A 19,170-nucleotide genomic window follows, 5' to 3' on the forward strand; every position below is an offset into this window, starting at 1 on the left:
CCGTCTACAATATGCTGAACTGTGTAGCTCAGATCCTTCGTCTGATTTTCATCTACCTCAAAATGTGCTGTGTACGTTGCCGCCACATTCAAGCCGCCAACTTTGTTCGGTGAGAAATGAGCTTCTGTGCTGACTTCATCACCTGATGCGTTCGTCCAGTTCACAAAATGGTATCCTGCCGAAGCCGTTGCTGTTGATCCCTGGGCTTTGCCCGTCGCCGGGCTTAATGTTTCATATGTCGGATCTACATTACCACCTGTGGTTGCTTTGTAATTGATTGTGATATCCTCATCTTCAATCCATTGCGCTGTATAAGTTGCATCTGCTGTTACTTTCTCTTGAACTGATGGATTCCAGCCGGCAAACACATATCCTGGTCTAACCGGATCATTAATTAGAGGTGTATTGCTGTTTTTACGCAAATCAGAGTAAACTAATCGTTCACTGCTTATACCACCGTTTAATACATAAGTGACGGTATATTTTTGCTCCGCAACATACTTTCCATAATAGTTTGTATTCTCAGTAATTTTTGAATTAAAATTTGCAGGTTGCGTACATGCTTCATCCGTATACCATCCATCAAACTTATAAGTATCACCATCAAATGTACGATCTTGCGTTGACGGCTTACTTAAGGTAGAAGCAGAAGTCCCTGAAGGAACAAGTATGGAATACCCTTCTTGAATATCAAATGAATCAGAACCTGGCATTTTCATTCTGAACGTTACGTTATACAGATTGTGTTCATTGATGAAAATCTGACCATCCATATGGAAAGTCGGGGTATTTGTACTTACTGTAGGGTTATAACCGTTATTTCCAGCATTAGCCCCTTCCGCTCGTACAAGCCGAATCCATTCCAAAGTATAATATCCTTCTTTTGTTTCATTTCCGCTCCCTGGCGCAGCATATTGATATGTTTTTCCAGCAACATTGATATTAGGATAATTCCCAGGATAGGTAATATTTAGACTTTCATCATACAGATTCACACCATTTGCATAGGTACCCGGTGCATTTAAGCCCACTAGCGATCCTTTTCCCATACCATTCCATATACTGTCAGGAGTTCCTGTACTCCCTATCGTTTTTCCTGGAACCAAGGAATAGAAATAAAGGTCATAACTTTTTTGTCCCGCAGAAACAACATTGACAATAAATGTTTCTGATTTATTGACGTTCCATGTGTGAGTAATCGTCACTGTTCCCGCCTTTTTTCCAGTAATTTTAGCGGTATTACTTGAAGCGTTACTAATTGTTACAGAACCTCCATCGTTAGAACGCTGGTTCCATTTGTGATTATAACTCGTCCAGCTGCCTGATCCTTCAAGATTTGCGGTCGCACCTATTTCCAAAGTGATTTCATTTCGCGCATAAGTTGTTGGCTGATCTTTATTCAGATTTTCAGAAGCTTGGAGTTCAGTCAATCCCTCTACCTCGACAGTTACTTCTTTTGCACCAATTTCAGTGTATTCCTGAGCACTTGTATCAGTTAAAGTGATTTTGAAAGTATATGTTCCATTCTTCGTTGCAATAAAGTCAACCTGACGCAAAGAATCGAGTTCATTCATAACGATTGAAGCATCATCAAGAGTCAGTTCTTCCTCGTTATAAAGAATATCTCCCATGGAAATTGACGGATTACCTAAAACACCTAATCGAATATTTGCACTTGCTTTATTTTCATTGAATATTAATTCATTAGTAATTTCAATGATATCGTTCGGATTCTCCGTCGGTTCCGTTACTTCCGGAGTTTCCGTAGCCTTAGGTTCCTCACTAACCTCCGGTGTAGTTTCTGGAGTCACAGTCGGCTCCGGAGTTTTTTCTGTTTCTTCAGGCTCATTGACCTGCGTTGCAGTTGGGTGAGCCGAAATGTTTAAAGATTGACTTGTTTCCTGGACTTCAACCGTATCGTTAAACGCGGCTCCATCCAGATCCATCGAATCAATTTCATAACCATCGTTGGCTCTGACGGTCAGGGTTCCTGGTGCGACTGATTTGGCTGCGGATACTGTCTGACCATTGACAGTAACGCTTACAGTTAAATTTACGCTATCACTCGCATCAGCCCCGTTGGCGCTTGATTCAATACTGACTACAGAATCGACATCAAAGCTTTCCGCTACAACACGTATCGGCATATCCGTAAAACAGGACATCGTCATCGCTAAGACGGTCAGCCACTTTAAAACTTTGTCAAACCTGTTTGTAATCTTCATCCTCGTTCCTCCTCTCTATTTTGATCATTTTTCCATTAACGCCGACCTTCTGATTTCCTGCAATCCATTCGATTTCAGTTTCGTCGTTAATGACCGTAATGATAGCGTCTTTGTGGACTCCCGGCTCAAATTCAGTAGGCTCTGCTTTCTTCAGGATAATCGCAGTTCCCTTTTTTACTTTTAAGCCAGCTTCATCCTTGTTGTATTTAATCTTGGAATGCTTGGGATTCTTATAGCCCCAGGTAATTGTGTAGCTGCCATCGCCGTTGTAATCAACATGGTTGACAAACAAGCTGAGATTTTGATTCTTAGACATCACAGCAGCCGCAATCACGACAACGCCGGCAGCTAAGAAAGCAAAGAACATCACAGAATCCTGATTTCTGCGGGCAGCCTGCGGCGTGGACTCATCTTCAATTTGTTCCGTTTCCGGTTCGGGTGTGGGCGAATCCGCCAAAACTCCGGTCGGACACAGGAGCAGCATGGCTGTTATAAAACTGAAAATTAATCCTTTCCGCATACACATTACCTCCAAGACACCCTTATCCTATCAATCACTGGTTATAAATCGGTTAGATTTCCAGGTTTTAACGGGGAAAGTTTCAATATTTTCTAAATTGGCTCGCTTTCCTGAATTCTTAAAAAGGGCTATCATAAAAAAAGGAAACAAAAAAGATTGCAGAAGCTCTTTCTGCACGATATAACTACGTTATAAATAAAAAAGGAGGAGAAGGTGATACAATGAAGGGAATGCTGGGAGCGGATTTGGGCGGCTCCGCCATCAAGCTGATTTTTCACCGTAATGACGGAACGATGCAGACACAGACCTGGTCAAAGGCAATCCGTACAGAACACGAACTAACCGAGGTGATTGCAGCCTTTCTAATGCAGGCGGACATCGCCGCTGAGGACATCGAAGGGATCGCCCTGACCGGGGTTGGAAGTTCCTTTATCCGCACCGCGATTTTAGGTAAGACGCCGATGTTGATTGACGAAATCCAAGCCATCGGAATCGGCGCGCAGAAACTTTCACAGAAACAGGACATCCTCGCGGTCAGCATGGGGACCGGAACTGCCTTTGTCCGGGCGGATAACCACCAGATTCTTCATCTTGGCGGCACCGGTGTAGGCGGAGGAACACTGGCCGGTTTGGCACTGCGGTTAACAAAAACAACAGAAATCGATGCCTTTGCCCAGCTGGCTTTGCACGGCAAACTGGAAAATGTTGATCTGAAAGTCGGCGATCTGACCCAGAAAGAAATAAAAACACTGCCCTCAGACTTGACGGCAGCAAATTTCGGGCAGTTAAAAACGTTGGGCAGTCCGGCAGATCAGGCCGCAGGGGTGATCAATATGATTCTCGAAACGATCGGCGTAATGGCGGTTCTGGCACTGCGTTTGGAAAACACGAAGACGATCGTCTTAACCGGCATGCTGACAAAACTACCTCAGGCGCAATCTGTGTTTGAACGGATGAGTCAGCTGTATGCTGTTGATTTTCTCATTCCTCCCAATGCCCCCTATGCCGCTGCATTGGGAGCCATCCTGGCCAGTGAAGGGTTAGATCGTAAAGATTGAAAATTGTTACAGACGAAAGAGCGTAATTTTTGCTTTTTCGTCTTTCTTTTTTTCTGAAACTTCGCGCAAAGGAGTTCTCTCATGTTAGAATGAAACTACTTGTTTGAAAGGAGAATGAACAAATGGATTTTAAGCAGTTAATCGACGAAATCCCGGCCTATGATCATTTCATGACCGTGGATGAAATGGATGCCAGCACCTTGAAACTGGCAGAAGAATATCCAGATTTAGTGACGGTGACACAGGAGGGAACCTCGCGGGGCAATCATCCGATCTATTGTCTGAAGATTGGCGATGGTCCGAAAAATGCCTTTATGTTCGGATGTCCGCATCCGAATGAACCGATGGGGGCGATGATGTTGGAATATTTCTCACGGCGCTTATGTGAGGATGAAGCGCTGCGCAAAGAATTAGGTTATACGTGGTATCTGATTAAAAGCATAGACGTTGACGGAACCCAATTGAATGAAGGCTGGTTCAAAGGACCGTTTACAATTACCAATTATGCCAAAAATTTCTTCCGTCCGGTCGGCTCTGAACAGGCGGAATGGACATTCCCGTTTGTTTACAAAAATTACAGCTGGACCTCGCCAATCCCGGAAACTCAGGTATTAATGAATATCATTGATCGGGTCAAACCGGAATTCATGTATTCCCTGCACAATGCCGGCTTCGGCGGTGCGTATTGGTACGTTTCCGGAAATGAGCCAAGCTTGTGGGATCGCTTCTACAAAGCGGCGGAAAAGCAGAATGTTCCGCTGAATTTGGGTGAACCGGAAATGGTTTATGTCACGCAGTATGCCCCAGCCTGCTACAAAATGACAGGCTCCAAGGATTCTTACGACTATTATGAGAAAAGCATGGAACATCCGGAAGCGATGATGAGTTGCGGCACCAGCTCTGATGATTATGCTTCCCAATATGGGACTTACACATTGGTTGCCGAGCTGCCTTATTTCTTCTCACGCAAAATTGTTTCCGATAAAATCATGCCGTTTACCCGGGCGGAAGCCGCCATTCAGGGTCAACAGGTCAGCCACGATCAGATTGAAGAGATCGGCAAGATTTTAGAACCGGTTAAGCCTTGGTTTACGGATGATAATCCTTTCCCGAAAATCGTTCTGCTGTCTGTTGATAAAAATGACGCTTCCACTCAGACTCAGATTGATTATTATAAAAACACGGAGGCCTACCAACAGCCCTGCAAGGAATCAGAAGCCTTTGATTGTCTGGATATCACCCGTTTCTACACCCTGCTGAGCTGGGGCTTAAGTGTACGGGCAATCCGTTATGCGATGGAACACACCGATATTGATCCGCAGCTGGCAAAGACAGCTTTGGACAAGGCTCAGGCTGGGTTTGACCGTCTGGCCGCCGCGCTGGAAAACGACATCGACTATTCTGTGGTTCCGATCCGCAGTCTGATCGGCGTGCAGTTGGAAAGCGGCATGATCGTAGCCGATCTCATCCGTTCTAAATAAGGATTGAAAAAAGGAAAATCGCCGGATTTTCCTTTTCTTATATCTATTTTTAGCTTTATTCGTCAATTCCTTTGCGGCGATAGACAAGATTGAACGCCAGGGCACAGAGTCCGACCCAGACGATCATCACAGCCAAGCTCATGACGCCTTCCAGACTGACTAACGGAAGACCTGATGCCTGACGCATAACCAGATCGATAAACGCGGTTGTCGGCAAAAACTGAGCGATGGCATGAATGTTCGAGTTCATCGTTGAGAAGATTGCCGGCAGCATAACCAGAATCATAAATGGCGCGGACAAGGTTCCGGTTGACATTTGGTCTTTGCACAGCAGGCCGATCATTGCTCCCATAAACAACAGACTGAGCGAAGCCAGGGTCCCGCCAATCAGATACACCGCAAAGAAATCCATGGATCCTTTTAAAAGGAAGAAATCAACAATTGCGACAATCGTCATTAAAAATAAGGCAATCAGCGATTTGCTTAACAGGAATTCTTCGGCCGACACATCCGAAAGCATTAAAGTGCGCAGCGTGTTCTTTTCTTTTTCTTCCGCGACCATCATGCTTAACAGACTGATCGGGGTCATTGCCAGGTTCATGATCTGACAGATCACGATGAAGTATACAGTCGCCTCACGGTCTTTGGTCATAGGAAGAATATAACCATACATAACGGCAAACACAACCGGCAAGATCAGCATGATCAGTGTATTCTTATTGATCAGCGTCATTTTCAGATCCTTGCGCAATAAGGCAGTCATGACATGACTTCTGAGCTTCATCGTAAATCCCTCCCCGTCAGCTGCAAAAAGATTGTCTTGAGATCCGGCTCCTGCGAATGGATCGTTAACAGCTGACCTTCCTGTTTTAAGGCTTCGCGCAGCGCTTCCGCGTCCTTGCGCACGCGCACGCAGGTTCCGTCCTTGTAACGCAGCTCCACCGCATCTTCGGCATATTTTAACCGCAAATCAGAAGGCGTGCCTTCTTCTACGATATGCCCTTCATTTAAGAAAGCGACGTGATCGCATAATTCCTGAGCTTCTTCCATATTGTGTGTCGTCAGAAAAATCGTTGTTCCCTGGCTGTTCATCTGCCGGATCAGCCGATGCACGTCCTCGCTGGTTGAGGGATCCAGGTTCGCGGTCGGCTCATCCAGAAACAACAGCTTGGGCTGATGCAGAATGGCCCGCGCAAACATCAGCCGCTGCTTCATGCCGCGGGAAAGCTTCTCCGCCTTCTTATTCTGGTGTTCGGCCAAACCCAGCTGTTCAAGCACCTGCTGAATCCGAGTATCGGTTGTTTGGGAAATCCGGGCAAACAGCTTTAAGTTTTCTCTCACTGTCATCTTTTCATAAAATCCGCTGTTGTCCGTCAAGACGCCAATCTGGGAATACAGATCATTACGTCCGGGGACCACCGGCTTGCCTAAAACAGTTAATTCACCGGACTGCGGCTTGAGCTGCCCGGTCAGCAGTTTGATCGTCGTCGTTTTGCCGGCCCCGGAAGGTCCGAGAAAGCCATAAATTTCTCCCTGCTTCACGACGCAGTTCAGTTGATTCAGCGCCGTCTTGCCTTGAAAGGTTTTGGTCAGATTGGCGATGCGAATACATTCGTCCATCGTAGGTTCCTCCTTTGAATATCGGCTTTGATTATATCGGCAACAACAGCGTCTGACAATGAAATATCGACCAGCGGAGCACTGAGAATGTTCAATGGAGTCCTGAAGCGGTTAAAGATTCCACAGCCGCTTCAAATCATCGACACGTCCTTTGCTTAATGGTATGTCAACATCCGGTTGCGTCTTCAGCTTTAAGCCGTAGGAATTGCGCGTCCAGCGGATCAGTTCCTTCACCTTTTCCATATTGACTAAATATGAACGATGACAACGGAAAAAACCATAGGCCGCGAGCCGGTCCTCCAGCTCCTCCATGGTTGAGGGCGTGATAAATTCGCTGCCGTGGACAACGATTCGGCATTTGCCTCCGACGCTTTCTGCGTAATCGATTTCCTGAGGGTCAAAAACAAGAATTTTATCTTCCAGCTTTACGGGGATTTTACCGCAGGCATGCGGCTGAAACGCATCGGCTTCATTCTCCAGTTTAACCAGACTGCCTTGATCCAGCGTGTAGCCAACGCCGGGAAGCAGATACAGCAGCTTCAATGAAACGGTGGTCGTGATAATCTTGGTCGAAACAGCTTGTTCCAGCCAGGCTAAAATCACCGCGCGGCTGCTTTCGTCAAGGTTTAAGAGTGGTTCTTCGATCCAGAGAACCGGCGCCTGATGCAGAATCTCCCGAGCGATGGCTAAACGGCGGCGTTGGGAATAGTCTAGTTTTTCAATCGGCGTCCGTGCCAGGGTTGACAAACGCATCGTTTCCATCACGGATTGAATCGGCAATGCCGATCGGAACAGGCTGGCAAAAAAGCGCAGATATTCCGCTGTCTTCATGTCCTCATAAAAGGCCTCCTGACGCCGCACGATGCCTAACGGACTCACCGCAAGCAGGCAATCCCGAATCTGATCGCTGCCTTGATTGTCGCATTCGATATGAATTAAATGCTCTCCGCTTTCAAGCAGCCGCTGTTTCCACGCTTCGTTCATCCGTTTTCCCGCCTTTCTGATTGTCTTATTTTACATCACATTCGGCCTGTCAAAAATGAAATCTTTCTTAAATCGTGACCTGAAAATGGGAGAGGGCCATCTTCATTGAAGAAGAATCCTGCGGCAGACTTACGGACTGTCCATGTCCCCTGTGCTGCTTAACCCAAAAGAAAAGACGAACGTTGAATGAGTTCGTCAGTTCTGTCTTTCATCGTTCACAACAGCGCAGAGGAAAAGTGTTCATTCCCTTTCGCTGTCTGTCTTACTTTATTCGCTTTTCAGCGTTATCGGACGGCGGTTTTCATAAGCATTTTTTATTGCCTGAATGAAATCGCCGTGCGGATCGTTCAGGGAAATCGTAGCTCCGGTGCGGACATCTTCCAGCATCTGCTTTTCCTCATCCGTCAAAGCCTTAAACTTGGCCTTGTCTTCCTCACTCTTGGCTTCCGCCTGCAGCGGACGGCCGTTGGCATCGGTATACTTGGCAAACCAGTCCTCAACTTCCGCAATCGTCTTGCCGACAAACAGCTGTTCAAAAACATCGGCTTCACTGGCCCAGGTCCCGCTGTTAAGCTTATAGCTGTCGCCGCGTTCCCGCTTTGTTTTCCAGGTTTCAAATTCAGCTAAATACTGATCTTCACTGTCGGCGGTTTTGCCTTCAATTTTGCCGTCATGATTTTCATCGTTGTTATAGCCGCCCTGGCCCGGGAACCCCGAGAACTGCGGCATATCCGCGCCATCGTAGTTCGGCGTTGCAACTTCCAGTTCATCCAGCCTTAATGCTGTGATCCGTCCTTCGTCATCAAACAGTGCGCTGGCTACTACAGTATTGAAGCTGTAAACCGGCACTTCCTGATCATCCTTGCCCGGTCCAACGCGGCCGTTGGAAACCAATCCCAACCCTTCTGCCGCAGCTTCTTTGACTTCCAGCGGCTGACGCATTGCATAAGCTTTTTCCAGCGCTGCGATGAAATCGCCGTGCGGATCTTTCAGAGAAATCGTGGCTCCGGTACGGACATCTTCCAGCATCTGTTTTTCGTCATCATTTAAAGCATTAAATTTAGCCTTGTCTTCATCGCTCTTGGCTTCTGCCTGCAATGGCCGGCCATTGGCGTCGGTATATTTAGCGAACCAGTCTTTGACTTCAGCGACGGTTTTGCCTGTAAACAGCTGTTCAAAAACATTCATCTCACTGGCCCAGGTCCCGCTGTTAAGCTTATAGCTGTCGCCGCGTTCCCGTTTTGTTTTCCAGGTCTCAAATTCGGCCAGATACTGATCTTCACTGTCAGCGGTTTTGCCTTCAATTTTGCCATCGTGGTTCTCATCATTATTATATCCACCTTGACCTGGGAACCCCGAGAACTGCGGCATATCCGCCCCGTCATAATTCGGCGTCGCCACTTCCAATTCATCAAAATTCAAATCCAGAATTTGACCATTCTGATCAAACAGTGCGCTCAGCACGACTTCATTGAAGCTGTAAACCGGCACTTCCTGATCGTCTTTGCCCGGCCCTAAGCGGCCATTGGAAACCATCGCCAGGCCTTGATAGAGATCCGCCGCGGCGACGTCCTTCTTTGGCTCTTCCTTTTCAGCCTTTTCTACATAAGGATAAGCCTGCGGATCCAATGCATTGTTGACCGCATCCTTAATTCCCTGACTGGTGAAAGTCGCCCCGCTGACATTATCCACGTCTGCGGAATTGGCTTTGACAATGGCAGCTGGAAGCTGTTCAATCGCTTTGGAGCCAATGCCCTGGGTTTCTTCATCCCCAACAGCTTTGACCTCTGTGATCTTGCCATCTTTGCGCGTCAGGGTTACTGTAATCAATCCGCCGAAGCCATTGCCTTTCCCTTCCAGTGTTTCCGTTTTCGTTTCTGAACTGCTGCAGGCCGCTGAGGAAAGCATCAGCAGAGCAGCGATCAGAAGCATCGTCAACTTTTTCATAAATTTTCCTCCCTATGATGATTTCAGCATACCACCCGTCCCCGCTTCCGGACAGTCCTTTGCTTCACCGAGTATGGATTAGGGCAGAATCATTATCGATAAACACTAGTTTCTTTTGCTTTATACATTTTCTTATGGAGAAAGCGGTTACGGATGTCAGGCTGGAAAAGATTGAAGTAAAAAAGGAAGCAGAGCTTGGCATTTTTGATAAAAATACGAACAAAGACAAAAAACCGTCGATTCAATTCACTTTTTTCCGACATTGTTTTATGATTAATTCAGAAGCTCTCGGCCATTTATAACAGTCTGTTTAAAAGGGGAAAATGAAATTGAAGAAACAACTTCAGCTTTCAAGCACAACTTTGCTGCTCGCGGCAATCTTTTTATTGATCAATGGGTTAGGGGGAGCCTGGATCTGGCATCGGGAAGTACGCTGGATTGAAAATACTTTATCGGGCCATGGCGAACACGCCGAAATCCAGCTCAACGAGGTTATGGCAGACTACACCCATTCCTTCCAGCTGTTTGTTTGTCTTTTGGATCAGCTGATTCAGGCGCATCCCGATCCGGATGAAATCTGGAATGAATTAAAAGGAATGGATTCCATGTTAGCCCAAATCGAACAAGAAACCTTCGACGGCGTATATATGGTATATCAGGATCGTTATCTGTATAGCTGGGATACCCCTTATGCTGAAAATAAGAGTACAGGCTATCAGCCGCAGGCGCGGCCTTGGTATCAAAATGCGGTGAAGGACCAGGGGGCCGTCGTCTTCACTCCGCCCTATATGAGTTATGCCAATCATTACATTCTGTCAACAATCTCACAGCTAACGGTACGATTATCGGTTCTGACCAGGAAGCGTATTTGGGCAGCGTTTTAAGCGGTGAGACGGCAGCTGCTGAAAAAGCGCTGAGACAGGCGGAAGAAGCCCGGGATAAAATCACTGAGCAGGGGCAGGCAAAGCAGAAAGCCCAGGAAGAAGCGGAGGCAGCAGCACTCTTCCTGCAGTTTCTTCAGACCAACAGCCCTGCCGTCAAACAGCTTTTGGATCAGCCGGCACAGGTGCTGCCCGTCAAAATTGATCAACGCCATTATTACGGAACGATGCAGACGGGGGAGTCCTATCACGTCCTGTTTCTGGTTCCACTCACTTCCCTGCTTGCCCAAAGCGTGCAGGTCTGGCTACTTCCGCTGCTGAGCATTGAACTGATTTTGGTCTACGGTTTAAGCCGGATCCGCAAGGAGCTGCATACCCGCGAGCTGCGGCAGGCCTATATTGAATTGGGACAAACCCAAAAGCGGTTGGAAATCGCCTTGAAAGCAGCCCAGAAAGCAGCGGCGATTGATGATTTAACCGGTATGATGAACGTCAAATCTTTTTGCCAGAATGTTACGGAACAGATTCAGCACATGCAGGAAAACGATCATGGGATTTTAATTTTCCTGGATGGCGATCACTTCAAGACGATCAATGATACCTATGGACATCAGGTCGGTGATGAGGTTATCAAACTGGCTTCCCAGATGATCATCGGACGTATCCGTACGATTGACTTGGCATCGCGGCTGCATGGCGATGAATTCGCAATCTTTGTTTCCAACACTCAGGATTACCAGGTAGCCCGAAAAATTGTTGAGGATATCAACACAACATTGCTTGCCGAATCAGCGCGGCGGCATATGCCGAATATCACCCTGTCCGCCGGAGCGGTCATCGCTACATGCAAAAGCAGCTATCCCCTTCTGGCAAAACAAGCCGATCAAGCGTTATATGATGCTAAAGCAACGCACAACGGCGGTTTTGCCCACGCTTGATCTGACCGCTCAGACCTAGAACAGTGCAGCTCGATTTTCGGGCTGTATTTCCTTTTTCCGCAGCTCGGCCGCATTGACTTTTTAAACAGCCTGACCTTCGCTCCCCTTCTTCCTGTTCCCGTTTTCCAATGCCTGTTTTGACAGCATCATATTTCATTTTCGTTGGAGAAGCTGAACCTTACTTTTATCTTCTGAGGATTCCTCTGTTTCTCTTTCTGGCCGCTTTCCGCTTCCGCGTTTCCAACAAAAAAGCGAGCAGAGAAGAAAAACCTTCCCTGCTGCGCTTGTCCGCTTTAGATCAAAAGCAGATAACCGCTTTCTGCGGGTTTGAGTTGTTCGTCGGTCAGCGTATCCCCGACAACGTTGAGATCCTTGTCCAGAATCATGATCCGACGGCCTTCCGGAACGCTCATTGTCCCGTCAAACGGCTGATCTAGGCGGAAAGTCTGCGGATGATCCGCAAAAGCCTGCCCCTGATAAGCCGGCAGCGTATCCGTGCGCTGGTAACGATAGGAAGCCACTTCGCACAGCTCGGCCTCCCCCTGTGTAAAGAAGTAAGGATCAATCAAATCACGGCTGCCATTGCAGGGGGTGCGCAGAAAACCACGCCCGCGATTTTCTCCAGCTGGAATAAAGCTGCCGTCAAATCCGCCGCTGTACACATCGCTGCCCTGCCGGCCGCTGAACGAAGCGACAAGAATGCCTTCAAAGTCCGGCAAGGCTTCCAGACTGAAACCCGTCATGATCTCCCCAATGACTAAATCCTCCGGCGTTGGATTCACGACAACATAGCGATGATTTAAGCGCTGCTTCCAGGTTTCACTTAACGGGGCAAACGCTTTTGCCTTCATCGCCACCGGATAGCATACGCCGTTCATCTCACTCATCAAATATTCATCGCCTTGTGCTTCGGCAAAGAAATAACTGACCTTTTCATTGGCAATCCAGCGCTGGCCATCGTAGCGCAGATAGGATTCCCATGGGTAAGGCTGACCTTTTAACGGGGTATCCTGGAAGTGGGCAATCGCCCCCTGCATGGCCACGGTTGCAATCGCGCTGGGCATCAGATAGATGCCGCTGCGGGCCTCAACCACAGCTGGCGGAATTGGCTGCGCCCGCTTATAGATTGAAATCCCTTTATGCTGCAGGAGCCATTGCGCCAAAATGTGCAGCGCCGCCTGGGTCACATCGATCTTGCAGTCATGCGTTTCACTGATCGCCAGCACCGCGTTGTACTTGGGAATGATGATCAGCTGAGATGTAAACTGGAAGCTGTTGCCGCCTTTGCGCAGCACACCCTCACCCAGATCAAAATCAGGATCACTGAAGCAGACCGTATCCCAGCCTAAACCATAGGACGGACTCTTCTGATCCTGGGCTAAGAAGGAAACACCCTGCGGCTTAGCCATTTCCTGCTTGCTGGCTTCGGAAAGAATCGGATTCTCAGATAAAAACAACTGGCCGAATTTGCACAAATCGATCATCGATGTCGTCAATCCCCCAGCGCCTTCCACCAATAACAATTCAGCGGGTTTGGCTTTTTCATGAACTAACGGAAAATCCGGATTGCGGTCCTCAATCGTCCGCGTGGAATCCGCCTGAATCGGACCGGTGATGTTTTCCCGCAGAAAATCACTGTACCGCTGTCCGCTGACGCGGGCGACGACGATCTCAGCCAGGGTGAACCCGTCGTTGCAGTAAACCGAATATTCGCCCGGTTTGGCTTTGAGATGACTGTTCGCCAGATAGTTCAGCACTTCTTCATCATAGTCGCGTTTCGTTAAAGCCGTGACAGAAAAACCTTTCCACTGAGTTCCCGGCAAACCGCTGGCATGGTTTAACAGATGCCGCACGGTGATCTTTTTATAATCTTCATCCAGCATTGTAAATTCCGGCACGTACTCCACGACCGGTGTATCCAAGTCGATCAATCCGCGCTGAACCAGCACCATCGCTGCCGCCGTACAATAGATTTTGGAAACCGAGGCTACATTGTAGGTGCAACGTTTTTCCGCCTGGATCTGTTGGGGCTGATCCTGCCAGCCTAATGCATCGGCCGCAACCAGTTCGTCCTCCACCCGCAAGGCATAGGAAACCGACGTGTAATCCTTGGCCAGCGTCATTTTTAAAAAGTCTGAGGTTCTCTTACTCCATTCGCAATCCATATCTTCCACTCCTTATTTTTGTTCATTATACCGCACATCATAAAGAAAAAACACAGGGAAAGGCGGATTCCCGCGATTCCTTGTGTCTCTGATTCTAAAAATGATTGAGCTTGATCGCGGATATCCAGATTCCGCTTACCCCAAGGCGACGTCCAGAATCATCATGATCAGAAAGCCGACCATAAACCCGATCGTGCCGACGTGAGTATGTTCCCCCAGATGGGCTTCCGGAATCAGTTCCTCCACGACGACAAAGATCATCGCACCAGCCGCAAACGAAAGCAGCCACGGCATTAAACCGGCGATCTGCGAGGCTGCCAAAACAGTCAGAATTCCGAAGATCGGTTCAACGATTCCGGATAAACTGCCGTACAGAAATGCTTTAAACCGACTGAAGCCCTCTTGTCTGAGCGGCAGGGAAATCGCTGCGCCTTCCGGAAAATTCTGAATCCCGATGCCAATCGCCAACGCCATCGCCGCTGACATCAAGGCTGGATCCTGATGCTGAGCGGCCATCGCAAAAGCCAGGCCGACCGCCATGCCCTCGGGAATGTTGTGCAGCGTCACCGCCGAGACCAGCAGCGTTGTCTTTTTCCAGTTGCTGCTCAAGCCCTCCGGCTGTTTCTGTTCCAGATGCAGATGCGGAAGAAGATGATCCAGGGCAAACAGAAAGACGCCGCCGGCCACAAAACCGATCGCTGCCGGAATCCAGCCGACTAACCCCATCGCTTCCGCCTCGCTGATCGCCGGAATTAACAGCGACCAAACCGAAGCTGCCACCATGACCCCGGCGGCAAAGCCAAGAAAGCTTTTCTGGATATTCCCTTTGATTTCATTTTTAAAGAAGAAGACGACGGCTGCGCCGGCAGAAGTTAACAGAAAGGTAAAGCCGGTGCCCAAAGCCGCGTAAGCTACTGCGTTCATAAGTGATCCTCCTGATTGTTAGTTTTATTTAACTTTATAAACTTATTGTAGAGTAGGGAGCGATGAAAGTCAATTTGGACGCTTCTTTTTGCTTCAATTCTTTCATCTTTCTTTCAGAGCGAAGGGTTTTCTTCCCACGTGATTCTTAAATGTGGTATCCTATTGAAAACAGAGTAAACTAAAGGAGCGATACCATGACCTCTGCCAAAACCCAACAATATCACGCTGTGGATGTGATGAAATTTGTCTGCGCCTTTCTCGTCATCGTTGTCCACACTTACCCCTTTTATGAAGTCTGGCCGGATTTAGGCTTTGTCACAAGCAATATATTAGGAAGAATCGTCATTCCGTTTTTCTTTATCTCGGCCGGTTATTTCATGCAGATCGGGCGCTGTCATAAGGATGAAAATTACTTCCGAAGCTATATTAAGCGGCTGATTAAGCTGTATCTGATCTGGAGTGTGATCTATATTCCGTTTGGGATGCACAAGCTGGGCAATATGATGGAAATCAGCGGAGCTTTGTGGCTGGCAGCCTTGCCGATCGCTTTGTTCAATATCGGAACCTACTTTCATCTGTGGTATATGTCAGCGCTGATTTTTGCGATGGTTTTCTGTCATCTGTTTTTAAAGAAATTTTCAATGAAGGCTTTGTTGATCCTGGGCGGTCTCTTATTTCTAATTGGATTGGTTGAAACCTATCATGGCTTAATCACCAACGAAATTCTGCTGCAGTCGGTCAACACCTACTTTTTACTGATGTTCACAACCCGCAACGGCTTGTTCTTCGGCGTGCTGTTTGTCGCGATGGGCATGGCACTGGCTGATCTGAACCAGACGAAGACCCTTCGCCATCCCTTTATCAAAGCGGCTGTAGCCTTCGTTTTGTTAGTCGCAGAAGCCTTCACTGTCCGGCATTTTCATTGGGCTTTGGATTACAACATGTATTTGATGACGGTTCCGTTTATCTTGTATTGGTTTGCCGGACTGCTGCAAACGCAGTTAAACTGGAAGCTGAATTTCAAAGCGCTGCGTGAAGCCAGCACCGTGATTTATTTCTGTCATGCGATGTTTTTGGAATTGGGTGAAATCTTACTGGGTTCTTTGTATTTAAACAACGGCGCCGTACGGTTTTTCTTTGTCTTTCCGCTGACGATGATCCTGACGGTCATCATCCGCAAATGGCTGCCCTTTCTGAAATGAACCGTTCCTTACAAAAGTGTTCGTTGAATCGATACTTTTTTCTATGACAATTTCTCGCTTTTATACTATAATGATACACGAACCTATTAAAAAGCTTGATCTGAGCCAAATTATAAACTTTCCTCAGATCAATTAATCTAAAATACCAGCAGATAGAAAGGTGGGATTGGGTGGCAAAGCGCAAGCGAAACCGCACGCGGAAAATCAAACCCTTTACGATTTTACAGAAAACCTATATGATCGCAGCGGTTTTCATTCTCGTTGGTCTGATGACCGTCTACGGTGCAGCAATGATCGTGCTGAAAGGCCCGTCGGTCACCGTCAGCAACCTGCTTACGAGCACGATGATGGAGACCCGGACGTTAAAAAGTGTTGCCCGGCTGTTTTTTTCGGAAGAGGAAATGGAAACGATCATGAACCGCAACTCCGTCAGTGATACCGATGAAATCACGGACTCCGAAACGGATTTTGTCATTGACGAAAGCAAAAAAGATAAAATCGAGATTATTGATATCAAAGGTCCGACGTATGAGGGAAAATTGATGATTGTCTACGATCCGTCGCGCATCCATCTGGCCGTCAATTCGGATTTGGGCAATGCCAACGAAGGCTACTTCGTTGAAGAATACGTAAAAGCCAACGATGCCATCGGCGGAATCAATGCCGGGGGCTTCGATGATCCCAACGGTCAGGGAACCGGCGGAATTCCTTACGGCATCGTGATTCAGGATGGCGAGCTGGTCAGCGGCGGACTGGATGATTACAATTCCGTCATCGGATTTAACGAACAGAATAAGCTGATCGTCGGCAACATGACCGGACGGCAGGCGCTGGAGTACGGCCTGCGCGATGCGGTGACGTTCAAGCCGATCTTTATCGTCAACTATGTTCCGGTTGAAGTCACGGGCACCGGCGGCGGGGTCAATCCGCGCACGGTGATCGGCCAGCGGGAAGACGGAGCCGTGCTGCTGCTGGTCATCGACGGCCGGCAGACAACGAGTCTGGGAGCTTCATATTCTGACTGCATTGACATCATGACGCAATACGGAGCGATGAACGCCGCGAATCTTGACGGCGGGTCTTCGTCGGTCATGGTCTATGACGGCAAGATTATCAACAACGTGGTTTCCATGAACGGCGACCGCAAGGTTCCGACCGCCTTTATCGTGAAATAACAGGAGGGCCTGCATGAGCAACAACGAAGAACAAAAAAAACCGGCCGCGGCGAAAAAGCAGAAGCCGGCAGGCAGCGGGACTTCCAAACGTCCTGCCCGTACCGCCAAACCGGATCAGCCGGTGAAAAAGAAGAAGAAAAAGACGGAAGCGGTGCTGCATCACAGCCCGGAAGGACATACCGGCGGCAAGCAGGAAACTACCGATCTGTGGCATCTATCCGTCGAGCGTATTCGCGAGGCTTCCGAGCGGGAGAGAAGGAAGATCAATTCTTCCAATCAGCAGTTTCTCTATTTTTTGCTCAAACTGTTTCTAGTCCTGATGATCTTGGGCAGCGCCGTCCTGTTTCTGACCTGGAAAGTGCTGGAAAATTACGAGAAGAGTACACCGAACGGAGCAATGAGCAGCTACGTGCATCTGCTTCAGGCGGAGAATTATGATAAAATCTATGAGAAATCTACGATTATCTTTACGCAGTTCAATGAAAAAGAACCGTACATCGAATATCTGAAATCCATTTACGAAGGCGTCGATTTGAAAAAAGCGGTGTTCTCAAAAAAAGCTTATTCCAACGATACGTTTTTATATTATGACATGATGGTGGACCGGCAAAAAATCGCAACGCTGGAACTGATCTACAACGAAGATGAAAAACAATGGAATGTCCGGACGGTAACGGATGCGCGCAACTTCTACATTGAAGTCTTTGGCGATGCCCAGGTCTATGTCAACGGAATCCGCCTGAATGAAAACTACATCACCGAACGCAATGTCAGCTCGGAAGCGTATTCCAACCTCTTCGATCTGAACCAGGCACCGCTGGTCACCCGTTATCACATTGACAATCTGGTCGGAATTCCCACGGTCACCACGCAGGATGACGCTCAGTACAGCGTCGTCAAGGATGCGCTGCAGGACTGCTTCTATATTGCCGATCGTCCAGGCGGAGCCATGGAAGAGGTCATGCGGACGCGGATCCGTGATACGGCCATGACCTATGCGAAATATATCTCAGAAGATACGCGCTTCTCTGATCTGCAGCAGTATTTATACCGCCGGACGAATTATTACAAAGCGATTTCCAGCTTCGTGAACCGCTACTTCTCGACGCATGATTCCTATCGTTTTGACAACATGCACATCAGTGATTTGATCAGCTATGGGGAAGACGTCGGCTTTACCGGAACGATTTCGTTTGGTTATGTCGTGACGATCGAAGGTGAGAAATCCCAAACCTATTCCAATACCTACCAGATGACCTTCCTCAACGTCAGCGGCAAATGGCTTTGCAGCAACCTGGTGATTGCCAACCAAAGTCAGCCGGTAACTGAGGAGATCGAAGCGGAAACGGAATAATCCCAACAAACTCAATGAAAGTCAGCCGGGGAATCCCGGTTTTCTTTTTGGTTTTTTTACGCAAAATAAAAAAGCGGACAGTGCCGCTTACTTATAAACTGAATTTCGTTGATCTGACTTATTTAATGATTTCGCCCATTGCTGAACCCGAGATCGCTGCCGCATTGGCTTCATCCGTATCGATATGCATAGCCAACGCATATTTCTCAGAAACGCGGACAACCGTATCCCCGAAAGTCAGGCTGCGGCCATCCGTATCTATCTTCACAGAAACAATCTGACCGTTGGTGACGCCAAACTTTTCCGCATCGGCCGGCGTCATGTGAACATGCCGTTTCGCAGCGATGACACCTTTCGTGATTTCAATGGAACCGGCTGGACCGATGATCGTTACACCCTGTGTTCCTTCAATATCGCCGGACTCCCGGATCATGGCTTTTACGCCCACCGTACGGGCATCCGTCAAAGACAGCTCAACCTGGGTTTCAGGACGGGTTGGTCCCAGAACGGACAGCTTCATTTCGCCGCGTTCTCCCTTGATTGTTACCTTTTCATTCGAAGCGAACTGACCTGGCTGGGACAGCTCTTTCTTTACAGTTAATTTGTATCCTGGACCGAACAAAGCTTCAACGTCGGCATCGCTCAAATGGATGTGACGGGCAGAAACTTCAACTAATACTTTTTCTTCTGACATAA

At 48.0% G+C, this 19,170-nt stretch carries 16 protein-coding genes; 7 read left to right on the forward strand and 9 right to left on the reverse strand.

The genetic code is table 11. The features are described from left to right. Both BN162_RS16650 and BN162_RS16655 read right to left on the reverse strand, forming a co-directional pair. Window positions 1-2,225: InlB B-repeat-containing protein (locus BN162_RS16650; protein ID WP_040452441.1), on the reverse strand; the 2,225-nt coding region annotated here is incomplete at its 3' end. Next, window positions 2,203-2,745: a hypothetical protein gene (locus BN162_RS16655; protein WP_020226272.1), complete on the reverse strand. Its 543-nt coding sequence runs from the start codon at window positions 2,743-2,745 to the stop codon at window positions 2,203-2,205. The genes BN162_RS16655 and BN162_RS16650, both read right to left, overlap by 23 nt. Window positions 2,746-2,966: 221 nt before the next feature. Here BN162_RS16655 and BN162_RS16660 point away from each other — a divergent pair, with 221 nt between their 5' ends. Then, window positions 2,967-3,803 (forward strand): acetate and sugar kinases/Hsc70/actin family protein, encoded by an 837-nt coding sequence (locus tag BN162_RS16660; protein WP_020226273.1) that lies wholly within the window; start codon window positions 2,967-2,969, stop codon window positions 3,801-3,803. 122 nt (window positions 3,804-3,925) lie between these two features. Continuing rightward, window positions 3,926-5,284 (forward strand): M14 family zinc carboxypeptidase, encoded by a 1,359-nt coding sequence (locus BN162_RS16665; protein WP_020226274.1) that lies wholly within the window; start codon window positions 3,926-3,928, stop codon window positions 5,282-5,284. Between the two features lie 55 nt (window positions 5,285-5,339). On the opposite strand, the gene BN162_RS16670 is transcribed toward BN162_RS16665, so the two are convergent. From BN162_RS16670 to BN162_RS18175, 4 genes are all read right to left on the reverse strand, one after another. Further along, a complete protein-coding gene (locus BN162_RS16670) occupies window positions 5,340-6,068 on the reverse strand; it encodes an ABC transporter permease (protein ID WP_020226275.1) in 729 nt (242 codons plus the stop codon). After that, a complete protein-coding gene (locus BN162_RS16675) occupies window positions 6,065-6,904 on the reverse strand; it encodes an ABC transporter ATP-binding protein (RefSeq protein WP_020226276.1) in 840 nt (279 codons plus the stop codon). The genes BN162_RS16670 and BN162_RS16675 overlap by 4 nt, the downstream gene beginning before the upstream one ends. Window positions 6,905-7,015: 111 nt before the next feature. Continuing rightward, entirely contained in the window at window positions 7,016-7,888 is an 873-nt protein-coding gene (locus BN162_RS16680; protein WP_020226277.1) for a LytTR family transcriptional regulator DNA-binding domain-containing protein, read from the reverse strand. Window positions 7,889-8,155: 267 nt separating this feature from the next. Further along, on the reverse strand, window positions 8,156-9,835 hold the full coding sequence (locus BN162_RS18175) for an FMN-binding protein (protein ID WP_020226278.1): 1,680 nt from the start codon (window positions 9,833-9,835) through the stop codon (window positions 8,156-8,158). A gap of 329 nt (window positions 9,836-10,164) precedes the next feature. Between BN162_RS18175 and BN162_RS18980 the strand changes: the two genes are divergently transcribed. Further along, on the forward strand, window positions 10,165-10,719 hold the full coding sequence (locus tag BN162_RS18980; RefSeq protein ID WP_208854775.1) for a PDC sensor domain-containing protein: 555 nt from the start codon (window positions 10,165-10,167) through the stop codon (window positions 10,717-10,719). Then, window positions 10,704-11,654 carry a GGDEF domain-containing protein gene (locus BN162_RS16700; RefSeq protein ID WP_208854776.1) on the forward strand — a complete coding sequence of 317 codons (951 nt, stop codon included), beginning with the start codon at window positions 10,704-10,706 and terminating at the stop codon, window positions 11,652-11,654. Before BN162_RS18980 ends, BN162_RS16700 begins: the two co-directional genes overlap by 16 nt. 293 nt (window positions 11,655-11,947) lie before the next feature. Here the strand turns inward: BN162_RS16700 and BN162_RS18180 are convergent, their stop codons facing one another. Both BN162_RS18180 and BN162_RS16710 read right to left on the reverse strand, forming a co-directional pair. Beyond that, window positions 11,948-13,819, reverse strand: coding sequence for a serine hydrolase domain-containing protein (locus BN162_RS18180; RefSeq protein WP_020226280.1), 1,872 nt, complete (start codon window positions 13,817-13,819; stop codon window positions 11,948-11,950). Window positions 13,820-13,954: 135 nt separating this feature from the next. Beyond that, window positions 13,955-14,743: a ZIP family metal transporter gene (locus tag BN162_RS16710; RefSeq protein WP_020226281.1), complete on the reverse strand. Its 789-nt coding sequence runs from the start codon at window positions 14,741-14,743 to the stop codon at window positions 13,955-13,957. Between the two features lie 194 nt (window positions 14,744-14,937). Between BN162_RS16710 and BN162_RS16715 the strand changes: the two genes are divergently transcribed. The 3 genes from BN162_RS16715 to BN162_RS16725 all read left to right on the forward strand — a co-directional run bounded on the left by BN162_RS16715 (window position 14,938) and on the right by BN162_RS16725 (window position 18,474). Further along, window positions 14,938-15,945, forward strand: a complete 1,008-nt coding sequence (locus BN162_RS16715) for an acyltransferase family protein (protein WP_020226282.1) — start codon at window positions 14,938-14,940, stop codon at window positions 15,943-15,945. A gap of 170 nt (window positions 15,946-16,115) precedes the next feature. Beyond that, window positions 16,116-17,120 (forward strand): phosphodiester glycosidase family protein, encoded by a 1,005-nt coding sequence (locus tag BN162_RS16720; RefSeq protein ID WP_020226283.1) that lies wholly within the window; start codon window positions 16,116-16,118, stop codon window positions 17,118-17,120. A gap of 13 nt (window positions 17,121-17,133) precedes the next feature. Beyond that, window positions 17,134-18,474 (forward strand): hypothetical protein, encoded by a 1,341-nt coding sequence (locus tag BN162_RS16725; protein ID WP_020226284.1) that lies wholly within the window; start codon window positions 17,134-17,136, stop codon window positions 18,472-18,474. A gap of 118 nt (window positions 18,475-18,592) precedes the next feature. On the opposite strand, the gene pduL is transcribed toward BN162_RS16725, so the two are convergent. After that, window positions 18,593-19,168 carry a phosphate propanoyltransferase gene (gene pduL, locus BN162_RS16730; protein WP_020226285.1) on the reverse strand — a complete coding sequence of 192 codons (576 nt, stop codon included), beginning with the start codon at window positions 19,166-19,168 and terminating at the stop codon, window positions 18,593-18,595. Window positions 19,169-19,170 lie beyond the last annotated feature (2 nt).

This window comes from Holdemania massiliensis AP2 (assembly GCF_000327285.1).
In the GTDB taxonomy this organism is placed as follows: domain Bacteria; phylum Bacillota_I; class Bacilli_A; order Erysipelotrichales; family Erysipelotrichaceae; genus Holdemania; species Holdemania massiliensis.

Excerpts from the sequence above, each read along its gene's own strand:
- BN162_RS16725 (WP_020226284.1), top strand. The coding sequence starts at position 17,134 with ATGAGCAACAACGAAGAACAAAAAAAACCGGCCGCGGCGAAAAAGCAG.
- BN162_RS18175 (WP_020226278.1), bottom strand. The coding sequence starts at position 9,835 with ATGAAAAAGTTGACGATGCTTCTGATCGCTGCTCTGCTGATGCTTTCC.
- BN162_RS16670 (WP_020226275.1), bottom strand. The coding sequence starts at position 6,068 with ATGAAGCTCAGAAGTCATGTCATGACTGCCTTATTGCGCAAGGATCTG.
- BN162_RS18180 (WP_020226280.1), bottom strand. The coding sequence starts at position 13,819 with ATGGATTGCGAATGGAGTAAGAGAACCTCAGACTTTTTAAAAATGACG.
- BN162_RS16660 (WP_020226273.1), top strand. The coding sequence starts at position 2,967 with ATGAAGGGAATGCTGGGAGCGGATTTGGGCGGCTCCGCCATCAAGCTG.
- BN162_RS16655 (WP_020226272.1), bottom strand. The coding sequence starts at position 2,745 with ATGCGGAAAGGATTAATTTTCAGTTTTATAACAGCCATGCTGCTCCTG.
- pduL (WP_020226285.1), bottom strand. The coding sequence starts at position 19,168 with ATGTCAGAAGAAAAAGTATTAGTTGAAGTTTCTGCCCGTCACATCCAT.
- BN162_RS16680 (WP_020226277.1), bottom strand. The coding sequence starts at position 7,888 with ATGAACGAAGCGTGGAAACAGCGGCTGCTTGAAAGCGGAGAGCATTTA.
- BN162_RS16675 (WP_020226276.1), bottom strand. The coding sequence starts at position 6,904 with ATGGACGAATGTATTCGCATCGCCAATCTGACCAAAACCTTTCAAGGC.
- BN162_RS16665 (WP_020226274.1), top strand. The coding sequence starts at position 3,926 with ATGGATTTTAAGCAGTTAATCGACGAAATCCCGGCCTATGATCATTTC.
- BN162_RS16710 (WP_020226281.1), bottom strand. The coding sequence starts at position 14,743 with ATGAACGCAGTAGCTTACGCGGCTTTGGGCACCGGCTTTACCTTTCTG.
- BN162_RS16715 (WP_020226282.1), top strand. The coding sequence starts at position 14,938 with ATGACCTCTGCCAAAACCCAACAATATCACGCTGTGGATGTGATGAAA.